The sequence below is a fragment of the Mesorhizobium sp. L48C026A00 genome (assembly GCF_000502375.1).
In the GTDB taxonomy this organism is placed as follows: Bacteria; Pseudomonadota; Alphaproteobacteria; order Rhizobiales; family Rhizobiaceae; genus Mesorhizobium; species Mesorhizobium muleiense.
In genome coordinates this window covers 157,947-173,891 of record NZ_AYWU01000015.1, presented here as the reverse complement: position 1 = coordinate 173,891, position 15,945 = coordinate 157,947, and the positions used below count along the sequence as shown (strand labels likewise).

Genomic DNA, 15,945 nt, shown 5'->3' with positions numbered 1-15,945 from the left:
CGCAAGCTCCCGCCTTGGCTGCAGCAGCATGCTGGATTCCCCCCGCACTTTTTGCTAGCGAGATATTTCTTTTTGCTAGCGAGATATCATGAACAATCGACTCCCGCCTGCCTGGTCAAAGCACATCAAGCCCGGACCCGCGCCAAAAGTGAAGGGGCCGATAGTGAAGCCTTTGGTGAGCCCGCAGAAAGCAAGCGCCCAATCGCGTGCGCAGGCCGACGACGCATTGCTGAAACAGGCATATGCCTTTCAGCAGGCCAAGCGGCTCGACGAGGCTCAGGACCTATGCCTTCGGGTTCTGGAGCGCACGCCAAACCATCCGCTCGCCTTATACATCCTGGGGACCATATACCTGGGTTACGACGATGAGCGGGCCTTGCGATATTTCGCACGGGCGGTCGGCGAGGAACCTAAAAACCCCTACTACCACCTCAGCCTGGGCGAGGCCTATGTGAAGGTCAGCGAGTATTCGCCAGCAATCAAGCATATGCAGTATGCCTTGGAACTGCAGCCCGGCCTTATCGAAGCACTTTGTGCATTGGGGCGCACTTACACGGCGTTCGACAAGCCCGACATGGCTTTACCGCTTTACGAAAAGGCGCTGAAAATCAACCGCGATCATCCCAAGGTGCGAGCCGGGCTGGCCAGCGCGCTCAGCGGCCTGGGGCGTATGGATGAAGCCGCCGCATATCTGAGAGAAGCAATCGCACGTCGTATTGGCGTGCCGGCTGCTTACAACGACCTTGTACAGACGCGAAGCTTCACCGAGGAGCCTGAGGAACTCCAATCCATCCTTCGTGAGCTCGGTAATCCGAAACTTGGTTCGGAAGGCGCGCAGCAACTCCATCACGCCGCCGGCAAGGTGCTGAATGACCTCAAGCGCTATGACGAGGCATTCGACCATTTCAACAAGGCGAAACAGGCCTCCGGCCAAAGGTTCGATATCGACCTGTATCGTCGGTGGGTCGATTCGATGATCGAAACCTTCACGCCGGACTTTTTGGCTGACCGCGCCGGCTATGGAAATCCTTCCGAAGCGCCTGTGTTCGTGGTTGGCATGCCACGCTCGGGGACGACGCTCACCGAGCAGATCTGCGCCAGCCATCCGGACGTTCATGGCGCAGGGGAGCTTAGCAAACTGAGTCGGGTCGCGAATGCGATCGGCCTCAAGACATTATCGGCTGGTGATTTGAGCCAGCCGATCACCTCGATCACGGAAGACCTGTCCAGAACGTTGGCCGAAGAGCATCTGTCCTATTTGCGGGAGCGGGCGCCTGCCGCACTTCGCGTCGTGGACAAGACGCCGCACAATTTTGAACTGATCGGCCTTATCGGGCTTCTTTTCCCCAACGCGCGCATCATTCATTGCCGTCGTGACGCCATCGACAATTGCGTCTCCTGCTTCGTCCTCAACTTCAGCGAGGCACACAGCTACAACACCGACCTGACAACACTAGGCCTGTACTATCGCGAATATGACCGCCTGATGCGGCACTGGAACGAGGTCTTTCCAGGCCTTATCTTCGAAAACCGCTACGAGAAGCTGGTCGACGACCAGGAAGCCCAGTCGCGCCGCCTGATAGATTATCTCGGGCTGCCCTGGGATGACGCCTGCCTGCGCTTTTTCGACAGGGATGGCTCGGTCAACACGCCCAGCCGCTGGCAGGTTCGCCAACCGATCTACAAATCGTCGGTCAAGCGCTGGAAGAATTATGAAAACGAAATTCAGCCACTGATACAGTCGCTGGGCGATCTTGCTGAGATTTGACCGGGGCTCTCTCCTTCTCCCCTTGTGGGAGAAGGTGGCCGAGCGAAGCTCGGTCGGATGAGGGGTGTTCCAGCTTGGCACCAACCGCACTCCGTCCAACACCCCTCAACCGTCTTGGCGCTGCGCGCCAATCCACCTTCTCCCACAGGGGGAGAAGGAAGAGCCCTGTCCAGCAGGACAGAGGGGGGCGCGAAGGATCGCCGCTGCTTTCATTCTGTGCAGCTGCATTATTCGGCTGAAAACATTCCGCCCTTGACAGCCACGCCGACACGAAAAAACCCGGCGGTTGCCCGCCGGGTTCGAGTTCAGTCAAACGCTGCTGATTAGAACGAGCGCTGGAAGCGGAGCATGCCGCCGAGGCTGTCTTCGTCGTCCGCAGCGGTCCAGTTGCTGAAGCCGGCCTCGCCGAACTCGCCGGCGTGCAGGTAATCGACTTCGGCCGTGATCGTCAGGCCCGGAACGATGTCATAGGCGATGTTGGCAGCGATGCCGAGGTTTTCGCCTTCGTCATACGAGATCNCCGCCCAGTTGCCGCTCCACAGCTTGTACATGCCGCGGCCGCCGGCGACGGGTGTTGCGAAGCCGGGATCCTCGTAGTTGTCGTCAGTGCCGTAGCCGGCCATGATGAACAGCGACAGGTTCTCCATTGGGGTGACGTCGAGGCGAACCTTGCCGGCCACTTCTTCGTAGTTGGCGTCGTAAGCAATGACGCCGGTGATGGCGCCCCAGCCCTGCGTCCACTTCACGCCGCCGACGACATGCGGAACATAGCTGTCGATCGTGAAGTCGCCATAACCTTGTTCGAGCGAGACCACGGCCGAGAAGCCGTTGCCGGCGTCGAAATAGTACTGGACGACGTTGGTGTCGAAGCCGCCGTAGGGAACCAGCGTATCCTGGATGACGTTGCCGGCGTAGCCGATGAACGTATCGAAGGCCGATTCGTCTTTACCGACGCGCAGGCCGCCGAGCTGGATCCAGGCGAAGTTCAGCGAAATGCCTTTGTTTTCGGCAGGGTTAGCGACATCAATGATAGTCTCACCTGGCGGCGCGGGCAGCGGACCGTCGCCGTCCGGATCGACACCGGGGACGTATGTGCTGCTGACGTGCCGGTTCCGGTTGCCGAAGTTGAAGCGGGTCTCGGTGTAGGTCTTCAAGGTGCCGAGCTCAGTTTCCTGGCCGGTCCAGGTCTTCAGGTTAAAGCGCGCCTGCTTGTAGTAGGTGTCCTGAATGTCGCCGTCCTCGACGTCGAAGTTCTCAGCACCGTCGAACGAGCCGACGTCGCCGACGCCGATGTCGTAGCGGACATAGCCGCCGATGCGCAGGCAGGTCTCGGTGCCGGGGATGTAGAAGTAGCCAGCGCCGTAGACGTCGCAGATGCGGACGTATTCAGCGGGTTCCGGCTCGGCGACGACGACGGCGTCGGCGGCGCGCGCACCGGAAACTGCGACCAGAGCCGCAGCGGAGCCAAGAAGAAGGCTCTTGATGTTCATTTTCTGACCTCCAGTCAAAAGTTAAAAAACGGGTCTGGGTATTCTTTGCTGAAGGACAGCGTTCCCTGCCCCATCCCCACTACCGAAAAAGATGCGCACCGCGCCGCTCCTTCGAACCCGACATTACCCATGAGGCGGCGGCGTTCAACAACCATCGCATCGGCGAAAGGTCTGTGCAGGCGCTATCACCCTGCCTTGTTGCACAAATGACACGATTTGGCCTCACTCGGAAAGCTCCCGTTAACCATTGGGCTGCCGGAGACAGGTTGGAGACCCATTGGGCCAGCCCTTGCAATCCGGCCGATTCCGGCAATTGCCTGCCGCAATTGCGGCGATGTCTGTGAGTCGCCGGCCAAGGCGTTGCCGCAGAATCGCCGCATGGCGAAAAGCGGCGAGCGCGAAGCGCGAAGCGGGATGGCGGAGAGGATGGGATTCGAACCCACGAGAAGCTTTTGACCTCTACTCCCTTAGCAGGGGAGCGCCTTCGACCACTCGGCCACCTCTCCGTTGCGCTGGTGGATAAAGAAAAGCGCCGGCACAATCAACAAGCCTGACCCATTATCGTTGAAAAAACCGGCTCCCGGCGAAGTGTTGCTCGGCCCTGTCCAGAAAAGCGGCGAAGGCGCCGGGCAGGCCGCCGGTCTCGAGGATCGGCGCATGGCCCTGGCCCTCGACCGTGATCGTCTCGACACCGGGATGACGGTTTCGCATCAGTTCGAAGGTCTCGGCGGACAGCAGCTTCGAATTGGCGCCGCGGATGGCGAGCAAGGGTATCGCCGCCAGCGCCTCGAACTGCGGCCACATGTCTGGCAGCTTCTGGGTCAGATCGAGTCCCGCCAGCGTCTCGACCAGCTTCGGGTCGAAATCCGGCAATAATCCTTCAACCGTCTCTCGGTGGAGCGCCGCTGCCATCCGCTCCCAGTCCGCCACGGTCAGGGCAGGAAAGTCGCTGCCATGCGCGCCGCGCAGGGCGCCGACGGCCTCGGCGTGGGTTTTCGGCTTCGGCGCGCGCTCGAGATAGGAGCGGATATGGGCGAGACCGCCGGCCTCGAGCACCGGGCCGATATCGTTGAGCACGATAGCCCGCAGGACTGCCGGCCGCATCACGCCAAGCACATGGATGATCAGCCCGCCGCGTGACGTGCCGATGAAACCAGCCTCGTCGATGCCCAGCGCCGCCAACCCGGCGAGGATGTCACCGGCTTCGACGCCGATATTGTAGTGGCCGATATCGGGGTCGTAGGCGGATTGCCCGCGCCCGCGATAGTCGAAAGCGACGATTTTTCGCGGCGTTTGCGCCCGCCGCGACAGATGCAGCGCCAACTCATGAAAATCGCGGCAATTGCGGGTCAGGCCGGGCAGGCAGACGACCGGCCAGTGGCCGGAATTCGCTTCGCCATAGATGCGGGCGTGGAGTTCAAGCCCGTCCGGCGAGGCGTAGAAGAAGTCGGAAAAATCGATCGACATTTTGGGACTCGATTCCTCGCCGTTGCCGGATCGTCGACTGCTACAGGGGAGGGCGGGCACGGTCAAATCGAAGCGTCATTTTCGAGATGTCGGCGGGACAGCGCCCCCCTCTGTCCTGCCGGACATCTCCCCCTCAAGGGGGGAGATTGGCTGTCCCTTTGCTTTCGCCAATCGCCAACGCTGATAAGGAAGGCGCCGCCAGTGTAACTGCCAATCTCCCCCCTTGAGGGGGAGATGCCCGGCAGGGCAGAGGGGGGTGCTTCGCCAAGCCAGCCTTCGCCCGAACGGATCAACTCCGCCCGTTCACCAAATCTCCCACAATGTCGTACTTGCCGGAAATACGCATCTTGTAGACTTCGTAATTCTCCATCACGCGCTGGACGTAACTTCTTGTTTCGGTATAGGGAATCCGCTCGATCCAGTCGACGACGGCGTCGATGTCCTTGCCGCGCGGGTCGCCGTATCTGGGCACCCACTGGGCGGCGCGGCCGGGGCCGGCATTGTAGCCGGCGAAGGTCAGCACATAGGAGCCGTCGAAGCGGCCGAGCTGCTCGCCGAGGAAGGCGGCGCCCAAGGTCGCGTTGTAGCCGGCGTCGGTGGTCAGCCGCGCCTGCGAGAAGGTCATTCCGGCCTTGTCAGCCAATTGCCTGGCGGTCGCCGGCATCAGCTGCAGCAGGCCACGTGCGCCGGCGCTGGAGACGGCGCCGATGTTGAACTCGCTTTCCTGGCGGGCGATCGCATAGGCCAGCGCCTTGCCGGAGCCGGAAATGTTGGCGGTCTCGGGAATGGCGCCGAGCGGATGCGACAGCGCCCCGACATCGATGCCGCGCGCACCGGCGATCTTGCCGACCTTCAGCGCCAGGAAGTGATTGCCCTGCTTTTCCGCCATCGCGGCCAGCAGCGCCAGCTCTCCGGGACTGCTCAACTGTCCGGCGAGGTCGCGGTAAAGCGTGTCGGCGTAGCGCTGATAGCCCGCCTGCTGCAGTCGCCTGATGGCGCAGACCGCCTCGCGGCTGGAAAAATTCCGGTGATCGCTGGCGCTCGGCTGCGGATGGGCGATGTTGAGGACCTGCCGGCCGACGCGCTCACCGGCGAGCTGGCCGTAGAACGTCGTGCCGTAGGCGGCGGCACGGCTAAAATAATCCCTGGCGCTGCCGGGGCCGCCGGCCGCGGCGGCACGGCCGAGCCAATAGTAGGCGCGCGACAGCGATATCGGCCCCTGGGCGAGACCGGCGATCCGCTCAAAATGCTTGGCAGCGGTGGTGGGATCGTTGAGGCCGCGCAGCGCGTACCAGCCGGCATGAAACTCCGCATCCGCCGCGTTGGCAGCAGTTTCGCCGGCGTGTGCGGCGACTATCCTGTAGGCGGTCTTCATGTTGCCCTGGTCGACCAGTTCGCGCGAAAGCACCCGGCGCTCGGCCCACCAGGCATCCGGGTCGATCAGAGCGTTGCGGTCGCTCGGCGCCTTCATCACCATTGCGGCGGCGTCGGAAAACTTCTGCTGCTTGCGCAGATATTGGGCTTGGGCGAAGAGATAGCCGGCCGAACGCTGCGCGGCGGGCACCACCTTCAGCAGTCTGGCCGCGTTCTTGTCCCCCGCATTCTTGTCGCCCTTGTCCGCCGCGGCCCAGGCGTCGGCCAGCTGCCGGGCGCCGGCAAGGCCGGCGACGCGCAGCGCCGAATTCACCCGGTCGGCATAAAACATGCGCTCCATGCGGAAACGGTGGTCGGCTGCGGGGATCAGCTTGCCGAATTCCTGGATGATCGCCGCCTCGTCCCTGGCTTGCAGTTTTTCGGTGCGCCAGAAAGGCGACAGCACCGAGCGCGCCGCCTCGACGTTGCCGAGCGAGACATAGGAGCGGGCGAGGATCACCACGCCCTCGGCTGTTTGCGGCTGGCTGCCGCCGAAAGCCTGCACCACGATCTCAGGCGCGGGGTTTTCGCGGTAGAGCGCGCGCTCACTGTTCTTGCGCAAGGCGATCATGCCCGGCCAGTTCGGCAGCATTTTCGCAGCATCGGCGATGTCGCCGCTTGGCACCTTGTCGCCGCCATAGAACGCGATCGCCCAGGCAAGGATGTGCTGGTCGAGCGAATTGACCGGCAGGGCGTCGCGCACCTGGCGCGCACCGGCAATGTCGTTTGCCGCCAGCGCATCGAGGCCGCTCTTCAACCTGGCGACGCTGGCGGGAGGGGATTCCGGACCCTGCAGGCCGGTATCCAGCAGGTTTGGCTTCGGAATGGTCGACGTGACCTGTGCATCGACCTTGCCGGCGGCCACAAGGGTCGGCGTCAACAGGAGAATTGCGCCAAGCAGCGCGAAAAAATGAGGCTGCCGGGTCGGCATCGTCTTCATCATTTCCTGTCTTGCACAATCACCAACAGGCACAGATCAACTGAAGCCTAGTTGGCTGTGGTGAAGAGCCTGTAAACGGGACTATCGAAGTCGTTCAAATTGCGCTTGCTGGCATTCTTGTCATGCTTGCCGCGCAACAATGTCGAGACTATGGTGCGCCGCTTCGCTTTCGGCTAGAAGGCGCGCACGACAAAACACCTGCAGCACCGCGCGTCATCTCGGATGCGCAAAGGACGCTGTGGCACTTTAAATTTGGCGCATGATCTTTCCGTGAATCGGCTCCGATTTTCGGGCTCGTGCGCCAGCCCCAAGGAGTTGGACGACATGCTGAGAGGCTCGCTTACCGCGCTCGTGACACCGTTCGAAAAGAGCGGCCGTTTCGACGAGAAAGCGTTTCGCGCCTTCATCGCCTGGCAGATCGCTGAAGGCACGACCGGCGTGGTTCCGGTCGGCACCACCGGCGAGTCGCCGACGCTGTCGCATGACGAGCACCGCCACGTCGTCAAAGTGTGCGTCGAGGTGGCAAAGGGCCGCGTTCCGGTCGTCGCCGGCGCCGGCTCCAACAACACCGAGGAGGCGGTTGGCCTGGTGCAATATGCCGAGAAGGCGGGCGCCGACGCGGCACTCGTCGTCACGCCCTACTACAACCGGCCGACGCAGCGCGGCCTCTATGCGCATTTCGCTGCCGTCGCCAAAGCGACCAGCCTGCCGATCATCATCTACAACATTCCGCCGCGCTCGGTGATCGACATGATGCCCGAGACGATGGGCCAGCTGGTGCATGACTTCAAGAACATCGTCGGCGTCAAGGACGCCACCGGCAAGGTCGAGCGGGTTTCCGAGCAGCGTGCCACCTGTGGCAAAGATTTCATCCAGCTTTCCGGCGAGGACGCCTCGGCACTCGGTTTCAACGCCCATGGCGGCGTCGGCTGCATCTCGGTGACGGCGAATGTCGCGCCGCGGCTGTGCGCCGAATTCCAGGAGGCGACGCTTTCCGGCGACAACGCCAAGGCGCTGGACTTGCAGGACCGCCTGCTGCCGCTGCACAAGGCGATTTTCCTGGAACCCGGCGTGTCCGGCGCAAAATATGCGCTGTCGAAGCTCGGCAAGGTCGAGAATGTGTTGCGTTCGCCGCTGGTCACCGTCGAGCAGTCGACCGCCGAGAAGATCGATGCGGCCATGAAGCACGCCGGCTTGATTAACTAGCGAGCCCGTTTGGAAACTCTACTCCTGCGGCCAACTGAAGGCGTCACCTGCGCTTCCGGTGCTCACGTACTATATGTACGCTCCGCTCCGGTTCGCGCATGGCCCCGAAAGCGTTCGCTTTCGGAAAGGACCATGCGCAAGCTCAGGCTTCTAGAGCGTCCTTTGCGCGTTTGAAAAACGCGCGGCGCTCTAGTGCCACCATCATCTGACTCGCAGGAGCGAGTTTCGAAACGGACTATAGACGTCATGAACCAGGTCAGAAAAGCCGATCCCAACAACAAGACCGTTGCGGAAAACCGCAAGGCGCGGTTTTCCTACGAGGTGCTCGACACGATCGAGGCCGGCCTGGTGCTGACCGGCACCGAGGTGAAGTCGCTGCGCCAGGGCCAGGCCAACATCCAGGACAGCTACGCCTCGGTCGAGGGCGGCGAGATCTGGCTGATCAACTCCTATCTGCCGGAATATCTGCAGGCCAACCGCTTCAACCATGAGCCGCGCCGGCGCCGCAAACTCCTGCTCAACAAGCGCGAGATGGCCAAGCTGTCGCAGAGTGTCGATCGCGAAGGCATGACGCTGGTGCCGCTAAAAATCTATTTCAATGAAAAGGGCCGGGCGAAGCTTGTGCTCGCCGTCGGCCGTGGCAAGAAACTGCACGACAAGCGCGAGACCGAAAAGCAGCGCGACTGGTCGCGCGAAAAGGGCCGGCTGCTGAAGGAGCGTGGGTAGGCCGGGAGCCACTCTTTTGAAGAACCGGATGAGGAACCGAATTGTCCTTTGGGGTGCGGCCAGCCTGATCCTGGCGTGCCTTGTCACGGCCGCCGGCTATTTCTACTTCCAGCCGTTTTCTCCGGACCGCGGCAAATATCCGGTCAGGGGCATCGACGTTTCGCATCATCAGCGACAGATCGACTGGCGGCGTGTTGCCGCCGACGATGTCGCCTTCGCCATCATCAAGGCAACTGAAGGCGGCGACCACGTCGACGATGCCTTCGCGGCCAATCTGCGTGAGGCGCGTGCGGCTGGTCTGGCGGTCGGCGCCTATCATTTCTTCACCTTCTGCCGGCCTGGCGCCAATCAGGCGAAGAATTTCATCTCCGTCGTGCCGAGCGATCAAGCGCTGCTGCCGCCGGCGGTTGATATCGAATTCGTCGGCAATTGCCCGCGACGGCCATCGCCCGAAGAATTGAGCGTTGAACTCTCGGCTTTCCTCGGCCCTGTCGAGGCAGCTTTCGGCAAGACGGCGATCCTTTACGTGACCGACGACGCGGCACGGGCCTATACCAGCCAGATCGTCGGCCGCCCGCGCTGGGTTCGTTCGCTGGCGCTGCAGCCAGGTCATGACGACTGGATCTATTGGCAGTACCACGACAGCGGTCGCGTCGACGGCATCACCGGGGATGTCGATCTGAATGTGCTTCAGGGCGGGCCGGAGAAATTGGCCGAGCTGTTTGCGTCACCGCCCGAATCTATCTCTCCAGAAACGCCGCTATCTCCCTGAATACGTTGACGAACATTGCTTCCGTCAGCACGCCGGTGTTGGTGTTGTAGCGCGAGCAATGATAGCTGGAAAACAGCGTCACGCCATTGGTTTGCTGCTGCCCGCCATGCTTGAACGGATAAGCGGCGACACGCTGGCCGAGCGCCCGCACGGTCGACTGGTGCGCGATCGAGCCCAGCGCCAGCACGGCGCGCAGGTTCTTGAACCGCGCGATCGTCGGCACCAGGAACGTCCGGCAGGTGGCAATCTCGGCGCCGGCCGGCTTGTTGTCCGGCGGCACGCAGCGAACTGCATTGGTAATCGCCGTGCCGACAAGCTCCAGCCCGTCATCGGGCCGCGCCTTGAATTGGCCACGGGCAAAGCCGTGTGCGATCAGCGTGTTGTAGAGCAGGTCGCCGGCAAAATCGCCGGTGAAGGGGCGTCCGGTGCGGTTTGCGCCGCGCAGGCCCGGCGCCAGTCCGACGATCAGCAGCCGCACCGCATCCTCGCCCTCGGGTGGCAGAAAGGTCGGCACTGGTGCATTGAACCAGGACGGCTCGCGCTGCCGCCATTGCGCGATAAAATCATGCAGCCGCGGGCAGAGCGGGCAATCGCGGTCGGGCTCGGAGGACGCGACCAGGGGAGCGGTCAAGACCGCCGCCGTCAATACTCGTCCTCGTCGACTTCGGCCGGTTCGGGCCGGCGCACCGGCCGCTCTGACGGATCGCGGCCGACATCGCTCTTCAAGGTAATCAGGTCGATGAAATGATCGGCCTGGCGGCGCAGATCGTCGGAAATCATCGGCGGCTGCGAAGCCATGGTCGAGACGATCGAGACCTTGCGCCCGCGCCGTTGCAGCGCCTCGACCAGCGTGCGGAAATCGCCGTCGCCGGAAAAGATGACATAGTGGTCGACGACATCGGCGAGTTCCAGTGCATCGACGGTCAGCTCGATGTCCATATTGCCCTTGATCTTGCGGCGGCCGGTCGAGTCGGTGAACTCCTTGGCCGGCTTGGTCACCACCTTGAAGCCATTATAGTCGAGCCAATCGATCAGCGGCCGGATCGAGGAATATTCCTGATCCTCGACCAGCGCGGTGTAGTAGTAGGCACGCAGCAGGTAGCCGCGCTTCTGGAAGTTCGACAAAAGCCTGCGGTAGTCGATGTCGAAGCCGAGCGCACGCGAGGTGGCGTAAAGATTGGCACCGTCGATGAAAAGAGCGATTTTTTCACGAGGGTCGAACATGGAAATATTCCTTTTCGAAAATAAGCGGTCGTCTAAATGCGCGTGACTATCGGTCGGCTTGAAATAACCGGCTGACCTTCGTCATTCGAGATAACGCCGGTTTTACGGCAATCCAAGGGTATGATACTGCATAGCAAGCAATTGTGATCGGTGCCGCATGTCGCAGGCGGCGCGCGCCCAGACTGGCCTTGGCCAGACCCCAGGCCCAGGCCCCAAGCCCGGCATTGTCCGGCACTGCCAAAAAGCTTGTATTTTGGCGGCGTTCGGGTTATGGACCGCGCCTGTTTTCCATCAAATCCAGGCATGAAAGGGGCAGCTCATGGCCCGCGTAACCGTTGAAGATTGCATCGACAAGGTCAACAACCGCTTCGAGCTCGTGCTTCTGGCTGGCCACCGCGCCCGTCAGATCAGCCAGGGCGCGCAGATCACCGTTCCTCGTGACAACGACAAGAATCCGGTCATCGCGCTGCGCGAGATCGCCGAGGAGACATTGTCGCCCGACGACCTCAAGGAAGACCTGATCCACTCGCTGCAGAAGCATGTCGAGGTCGACGAGCCGGAAGCCGACGGCGAGGCGATCGCCGACCAGACCGGCACCGCCGCTGCGGCAACTGACGCCGACGACACCGAGGACAACATCACCTTCGACCGCATGACTGAGGAAGACCTCCTGGCCGGCATCGAAGGTCTGGTGCCGCCGGAAAAAAGCGACGATTATTAATCTTCCCACCGGCCGCCGACACTTTCGCGCCGGCGGTTTCGTGGTTATCTATGACATGCGCCGTACGCCAGTGCGGCGCATGATTCATTTCTGCACTGCGAGATCCCGCCCATGATGCGTCAGTATGAGCTTGTCGAGCGCGTCCAGCGCTACAAGCCTGACGTCAACGAGGCGCTGCTCAACAAGGCCTATGTCTACGCCATGCAGAAGCATGGTCACCAGAAGCGCGCCTCCGGTGATCCCTATTTCTCGCATCCGCTCGAGGTCGCCGCCATCCTCACCGAAATGCACATGGATGAGGCGACCATCGCGGTTGCCTTGCTGCACGACACGATCGAGGACACCACGGCGACCAGGGCCGAGATCGACGAGCTGTTCGGTCCGGAAATGGGCAAGCTGGTCGAAGGCCTGACCAAGCTGAAGAAACTCGACCTCGTCTCCAAGAAGGCCGAGCAGGCGGAAAACCTGCGCAAGCTCTTGCTGGCGATATCGGAAGACGTTCGCGTGCTGCTGGTCAAGCTTGCCGACCGCTTGCACAACATGCGCACTCTCGACCATGTGCCCGAAGCCAAGCGCCTGCGCATCGCCGAGGAAACGATGGATATCTATGCGCCGCTGGCCGGGCGCATGGGCATGCAAGGCATGCGCGAGGAGCTCGAGGAGATCGCCTTCCGCTTCATCAATCCGGAAGCCTACCGCGCCGTCACCGCGCGGCTCGCGGAAATCTTCGAGCGCAACAAGGATGTGCTGTCCGAGATCGAGAAGGCGCTATCCACGCTGTTCGACAAATATGCGATCAAGGCCGAGGTCAAGAGCCGTCAGAAGAAGCCGTGGTCGGTGTTCCGCAAGATGGAGGCCAAGGCGCTGTCCTTCGAGCAGCTGTCCGACATTTTCGGCTTTCGCGTCGTCGTCGATACTGTCGAGGACTGCTACCGGGCGCTCGGCGCCATCCACACGACATGGTCGATGGTGCCCGGCCGCTTCAAGGACTACATCTCGACGCCGAAGCAGAACGACTACCGTTCGATCCACACCACCATCGTCGGACCGTCGCGCCAGCGCGTCGAGCTGCAGATCCGCACCTATCAGATGAACAAGATCGCCGAATATGGCGTTGCCGCGCATTCGATCTACAAGGACAGCGGCGGCAAGGTGAACGGCACTGCCCATGCGATCTCGAAGGAGACCAACGCCTATGCCTGGCTGCGGCGCACCATCGAGCAGCTTGCCGAAGGCGACAATCCCGAGGACTTCCTCGAAAACACCAAGCTCGAGTTGTTCCAGGACCAGGTTTTCTGCTTCACGCCCAAGGGCATGCTGATCGCGCTGCCGCGCGGCGCGACGCCGATCGATTTCGCCTACGCCGTGCACACCGATGTCGGTGACACCTGCGTCGGCGCCAAGGTCAACGGCCGCATCATGCCGCTGATGACCGAACTGAAGAATGGCGACGAGGTCGAGATCATCCGCTCCAAGGCGCAGGTGCCGCCGGCGGCATGGGAATCGGTCGTCGTCACCGGCAAGGCGCGCTCGGCGATCCGCCGCGCCACCAAGAACGCCATCCGCAAGCAGTATTCGGGTCTCGGCATCCGCATACTGGAACGTGCTTTCGAACGGTCAGGCAAAATTTTTACCAAGGAAAGCTTGAAATCGGTGCTGCATCGGCTGGCACGCAAGGACATCGAGGATGTGCTGGCCTCTGTCGGCCGCGGCGAACTTGCCTCTACCGATGTCATCAAGGCGGTGTTTCCCGACTACAAGGACGAGCGCATCACGCTGGCGGCGCCCAAGCAGCGCGAGGAGGGCTGGTCGAAGATCCGCAACGCCGCCGGCATGCTGTTCCAGATTCCGGGCCGCGCCGCACGCAAGGACAAGGACCAGCCAAGGGACGGCGCCGTACCGATCCGCGGCGTGCGCGGCGACCTGCCGGTGCGCTTCGCGCCGGAAGGTGCCGTGCCCGGCGACCGCATCGTCGGCATCGTGCAGCCGGGGACCGGCATCACCATCTATCCGATCCAGTCGCCGGCGCTGCAGGCCTTCGACGACCAGCCAGAACGCTGGATCGACGTGCGCTGGGACATTGACGAGCGCACCAAGGAGCGGTTTCCGGCGCGCGTCTCGGTCACCGCCATCAACGCGCCGGGCTCGCTGGCCGACATTGCGCAGGTCGTTGCATCCAACGACGCCAACATCCATACATTGTCGATGGTGCGCACCGCGCCTGATTTCACCGAAATGCTGATCGATCTCGAAGTCTGGGACCTGAAGCACCTGAACCGGCTGCTGTCGCAGCTCAAGGACAATTCGAGCGTCAGCGACGCACGGCGGGTGAATGGGTGAATGGCGAGAGTAGTGAATAGTGAATAGTGAATAGTGAATAGTGAATAGTGAATAGTGAATAGTGAATAGTGAATAGTGAATAGTGAATAGTGAATAGTGAATAGTGAAAGAAGGGCGCTCTCACTGCCGACTACTGACTATTCACCATTCACCATTCACCATGGACGGAGCGAACAATGAACACCGACGAAGTGCTGGGCGTTTTCCGTGAAGCCGGTGCCGTTCTCGAAGGGCATTTCATTCTGACATCGGGCTTGCGTAGCCCGGTCTTCCTGCAGAAGGCGCGGGTCTTCATGCATGCCGACAAGACCGAGCGCCTGTGCAAGGCGCTGGCCCAAAAAATCCGCGCTGCTGTGTCCGGCAGGATCGATTACGTCGTCGGCCCGGCGATCGGCGGGCTGATCCCGGCTTACGAAACCTCGCGCCATCTTGGCGCACCGGCGATCTGGGTCGAGCGGGAAGCGGGCGAGTTCAGGCTCCGCCGCTTCGAGATCGCCAGCGGGTCGCGCGTCGTCATCGTCGAGGACATCGTCACCACCGGCCTGTCGATCCGCGAGACCATCGACTGCCTGCGCGCGCTTGGCGCCGAGGTGGTTGCCGCTGCCTGCATCATCGACCGCTCGGCCGGCAAGACCGATGTCGGCGTGCCGCTGATCGCGCTCGCCGAATATGAGGTTCCGGCCTACCCGGCCGACAGGCTGCCGCCCGAGCTTGCCGCCATACCGCCTGTCAAGCCGGGCAGCCGCAACATTTAAGGCATGTCGCCTAAAAGCATGCCTTGGGCTTGAACCGGGGCTTGAACCGAGGGTGCGTAGCAGTTTTTGGACACGACCTGCTAAAACAAACATTAACTGAGGCGCTACCGTGATTACCGGCATCGATCATTTCGTGCTGACCGTTCGCTCCGTCGAAGACACCTGCGCCTTCTATCAGCGCGTGCTCGGCTTCAAGCGCCTCGACGAGCCGGACCGGCCGACGGCGCTGCTGTTTGGAACGCAAAAGATCAATGTGCATGAGGCAGGCCACACTTTCGAGCCGAAGGCCAAGGCGCCGACGCCGGGCTCCGCGGATTTTTGCCTGGTCGCCGCGCGCCCGCTCTCGGAGATATGTGCCAGCCTGGCTGCCAATGGCGTGGCGATAGAAGTCGGGCCGGTCGAGCGGATCGGAGCCCGTGGCCCGATGATGTCCGTCTATTTCCGCGATCCGGACGGCAATCTCGTCGAGATCAGCTGGTACAACAGGTAACCGGAATTTTCGGCGCGAACGAGCGCATCGGCAAGTCGGCTTGCGGGCAACCGTGTTCACGCCCGCCGCAGCCATCATCGAGGTGCGACGCGCTTTAGTTTTGCCAAAGCCACAGCTCAGGCCAGTTCCGCTTCCACAGGGCAGTCAAGGCAAGCGGTATAGTTGCAGAGCCGGCAAATACGGTATGCATGGTCCTCGGTGCTGACGAGCCCACGCAACAGCTTGGCGGCAAGGTTACCGAATTCCTGCAGCTCCTCCTGACTTAGAACAGCGAGCGCTGACGCGAGCCCTTTCTGGCGAGCGGAAAGAATAGCACTGCAGGTCGTCTCGCCCAAAGGAGTGAGCCTTAGCGCTACCGCGCGATGGTCGTCAGGCGCCGAGAACCGAGCCGCCAATCCCTCCGCGACCAGTCGATCGACCAGTCTGACGGTGCCCGAATGGGACAGTGACAATGCGCGGCGCAGCCTCTCGATCGACAGGCCCGGTACGTGGCCAATGAGGGTGATCGCGGAAGCCGCTGGGCCGGGCTCCGGTGCTTTGGCCTGAGCGTCCCGCTGCAAAATGTCCGCAAAGGCGAGCGCTAGAGCGCCAATCACATTTTCAATCCTGGAATCGGTCATCGCCAAAAAATAT

The 15,945-nt window shown here is 62.0% G+C and carries 14 protein-coding genes and 1 tRNA gene; 8 read left to right on the top strand and 7 right to left on the bottom strand.

Going from position 1 to position 15,945, the window contains the following annotated elements:
• Positions 1-88: 88 nt before the first annotated feature.
• A complete protein-coding gene (locus X738_RS65225) occupies positions 89-1,768 on the top strand; it encodes a tetratricopeptide repeat-containing sulfotransferase family protein (RefSeq protein WP_023800781.1) in 1,680 nt (559 codons plus the stop codon).
• 323 nt (positions 1,769-2,091) lie between these two features.
• Here X738_RS65225 and X738_RS65220 read toward each other — a convergent pair whose 3' ends face one another.
• The 4 genes from X738_RS65220 to X738_RS65205 all read right to left on the bottom strand — a co-directional run bounded on the left by X738_RS65220 (position 2,092) and on the right by X738_RS65205 (position 7,069).
• Positions 2,092-3,258, bottom strand: a complete 1,167-nt coding sequence (locus tag X738_RS65220; protein WP_023800780.1) for a porin — start codon at positions 3,256-3,258, stop codon at positions 2,092-2,094.
• A 415-nt stretch (positions 3,259-3,673) separates the two neighbouring features.
• Positions 3,674-3,764 (bottom strand) — tRNA-Ser (locus tag X738_RS65215).
• A 52-nt stretch (positions 3,765-3,816) separates the two neighbouring features.
• Positions 3,817-4,725: an alpha/beta fold hydrolase gene (locus X738_RS65210; protein ID WP_023800779.1), complete on the bottom strand. Its 909-nt coding sequence runs from the start codon at positions 4,723-4,725 to the stop codon at positions 3,817-3,819.
• Between the two features lie 289 nt (positions 4,726-5,014).
• A complete protein-coding gene (locus tag X738_RS65205) occupies positions 5,015-7,069 on the bottom strand; it encodes a lytic transglycosylase domain-containing protein (protein WP_023800778.1) in 2,055 nt (684 codons plus the stop codon).
• Between the two features lie 333 nt (positions 7,070-7,402).
• Between X738_RS65205 and dapA the strand changes: the two genes are divergently transcribed.
• The 3 genes from dapA (at position 7,403) to X738_RS65190 (ending at position 9,782) form a co-directional block, all read left to right on the top strand.
• Positions 7,403-8,284 (top strand): 4-hydroxy-tetrahydrodipicolinate synthase, encoded by an 882-nt coding sequence (gene dapA / locus X738_RS65200; RefSeq protein WP_023800777.1) that lies wholly within the window; start codon positions 7,403-7,405, stop codon positions 8,282-8,284.
• 246 nt (positions 8,285-8,530) lie between these two features.
• The gene (smpB, locus tag X738_RS65195) at positions 8,531-9,010 is read left to right on the top strand and encodes an SsrA-binding protein SmpB (RefSeq protein ID WP_023800776.1); all 480 of its coding nucleotides are present in this window, start codon (positions 8,531-8,533) and stop codon (positions 9,008-9,010) included.
• A 28-nt stretch (positions 9,011-9,038) separates the two neighbouring features.
• Positions 9,039-9,782, top strand: coding sequence for a glycoside hydrolase family 25 protein (locus tag X738_RS65190; protein ID WP_023800775.1), 744 nt, complete (start codon positions 9,039-9,041; stop codon positions 9,780-9,782).
• On the opposite strand, the gene X738_RS65185 is transcribed toward X738_RS65190, so the two are convergent.
• Both X738_RS65185 and X738_RS65180 read right to left on the bottom strand, forming a co-directional pair.
• On the bottom strand, positions 9,751-10,428 hold the full coding sequence (locus X738_RS65185) for a uracil-DNA glycosylase (RefSeq protein WP_373420431.1): 678 nt from the start codon (positions 10,426-10,428) through the stop codon (positions 9,751-9,753). The two genes, X738_RS65190 and X738_RS65185, sit on opposite strands and share 32 nt — an antisense overlap.
• A complete protein-coding gene (locus X738_RS65180) occupies positions 10,425-11,006 on the bottom strand; it encodes a LabA-like NYN domain-containing protein (protein WP_023800773.1) in 582 nt (193 codons plus the stop codon). Before X738_RS65180 ends, X738_RS65185 begins: the two co-directional genes overlap by 4 nt.
• A 319-nt stretch (positions 11,007-11,325) precedes the next feature.
• On the opposite strand from X738_RS65180, the gene rpoZ reads away from it, so the two are divergent.
• From rpoZ to X738_RS65160, 4 genes are all read left to right on the top strand, one after another.
• Complete coding sequence (gene rpoZ, locus X738_RS65175; RefSeq protein WP_023800772.1) at positions 11,326-11,727, top strand: DNA-directed RNA polymerase subunit omega; 402 nt, start codon at positions 11,326-11,328, stop codon at positions 11,725-11,727.
• 111 nt (positions 11,728-11,838) lie between these two features.
• Positions 11,839-14,067, top strand: coding sequence for a RelA/SpoT family protein (locus X738_RS65170; RefSeq protein ID WP_023800771.1), 2,229 nt, complete (start codon positions 11,839-11,841; stop codon positions 14,065-14,067).
• 176 nt (positions 14,068-14,243) lie between these two features.
• Positions 14,244-14,822 (top strand): orotate phosphoribosyltransferase, encoded by a 579-nt coding sequence (gene pyrE / locus X738_RS65165; protein ID WP_023800770.1) that lies wholly within the window; start codon positions 14,244-14,246, stop codon positions 14,820-14,822.
• 109 nt (positions 14,823-14,931) lie between these two features.
• The gene (locus X738_RS65160) at positions 14,932-15,312 is read left to right on the top strand and encodes a VOC family protein (RefSeq protein WP_023800769.1); all 381 of its coding nucleotides are present in this window, start codon (positions 14,932-14,934) and stop codon (positions 15,310-15,312) included.
• A gap of 116 nt (positions 15,313-15,428) precedes the next feature.
• Here the strand turns inward: X738_RS65160 and X738_RS65155 are convergent, their stop codons facing one another.
• The gene (locus X738_RS65155; RefSeq protein WP_023800768.1) at positions 15,429-15,932 is read right to left on the bottom strand and encodes a MarR family winged helix-turn-helix transcriptional regulator; all 504 of its coding nucleotides are present in this window, start codon (positions 15,930-15,932) and stop codon (positions 15,429-15,431) included.
• Between the last annotated feature and the right edge of the window lie 13 nt (positions 15,933-15,945).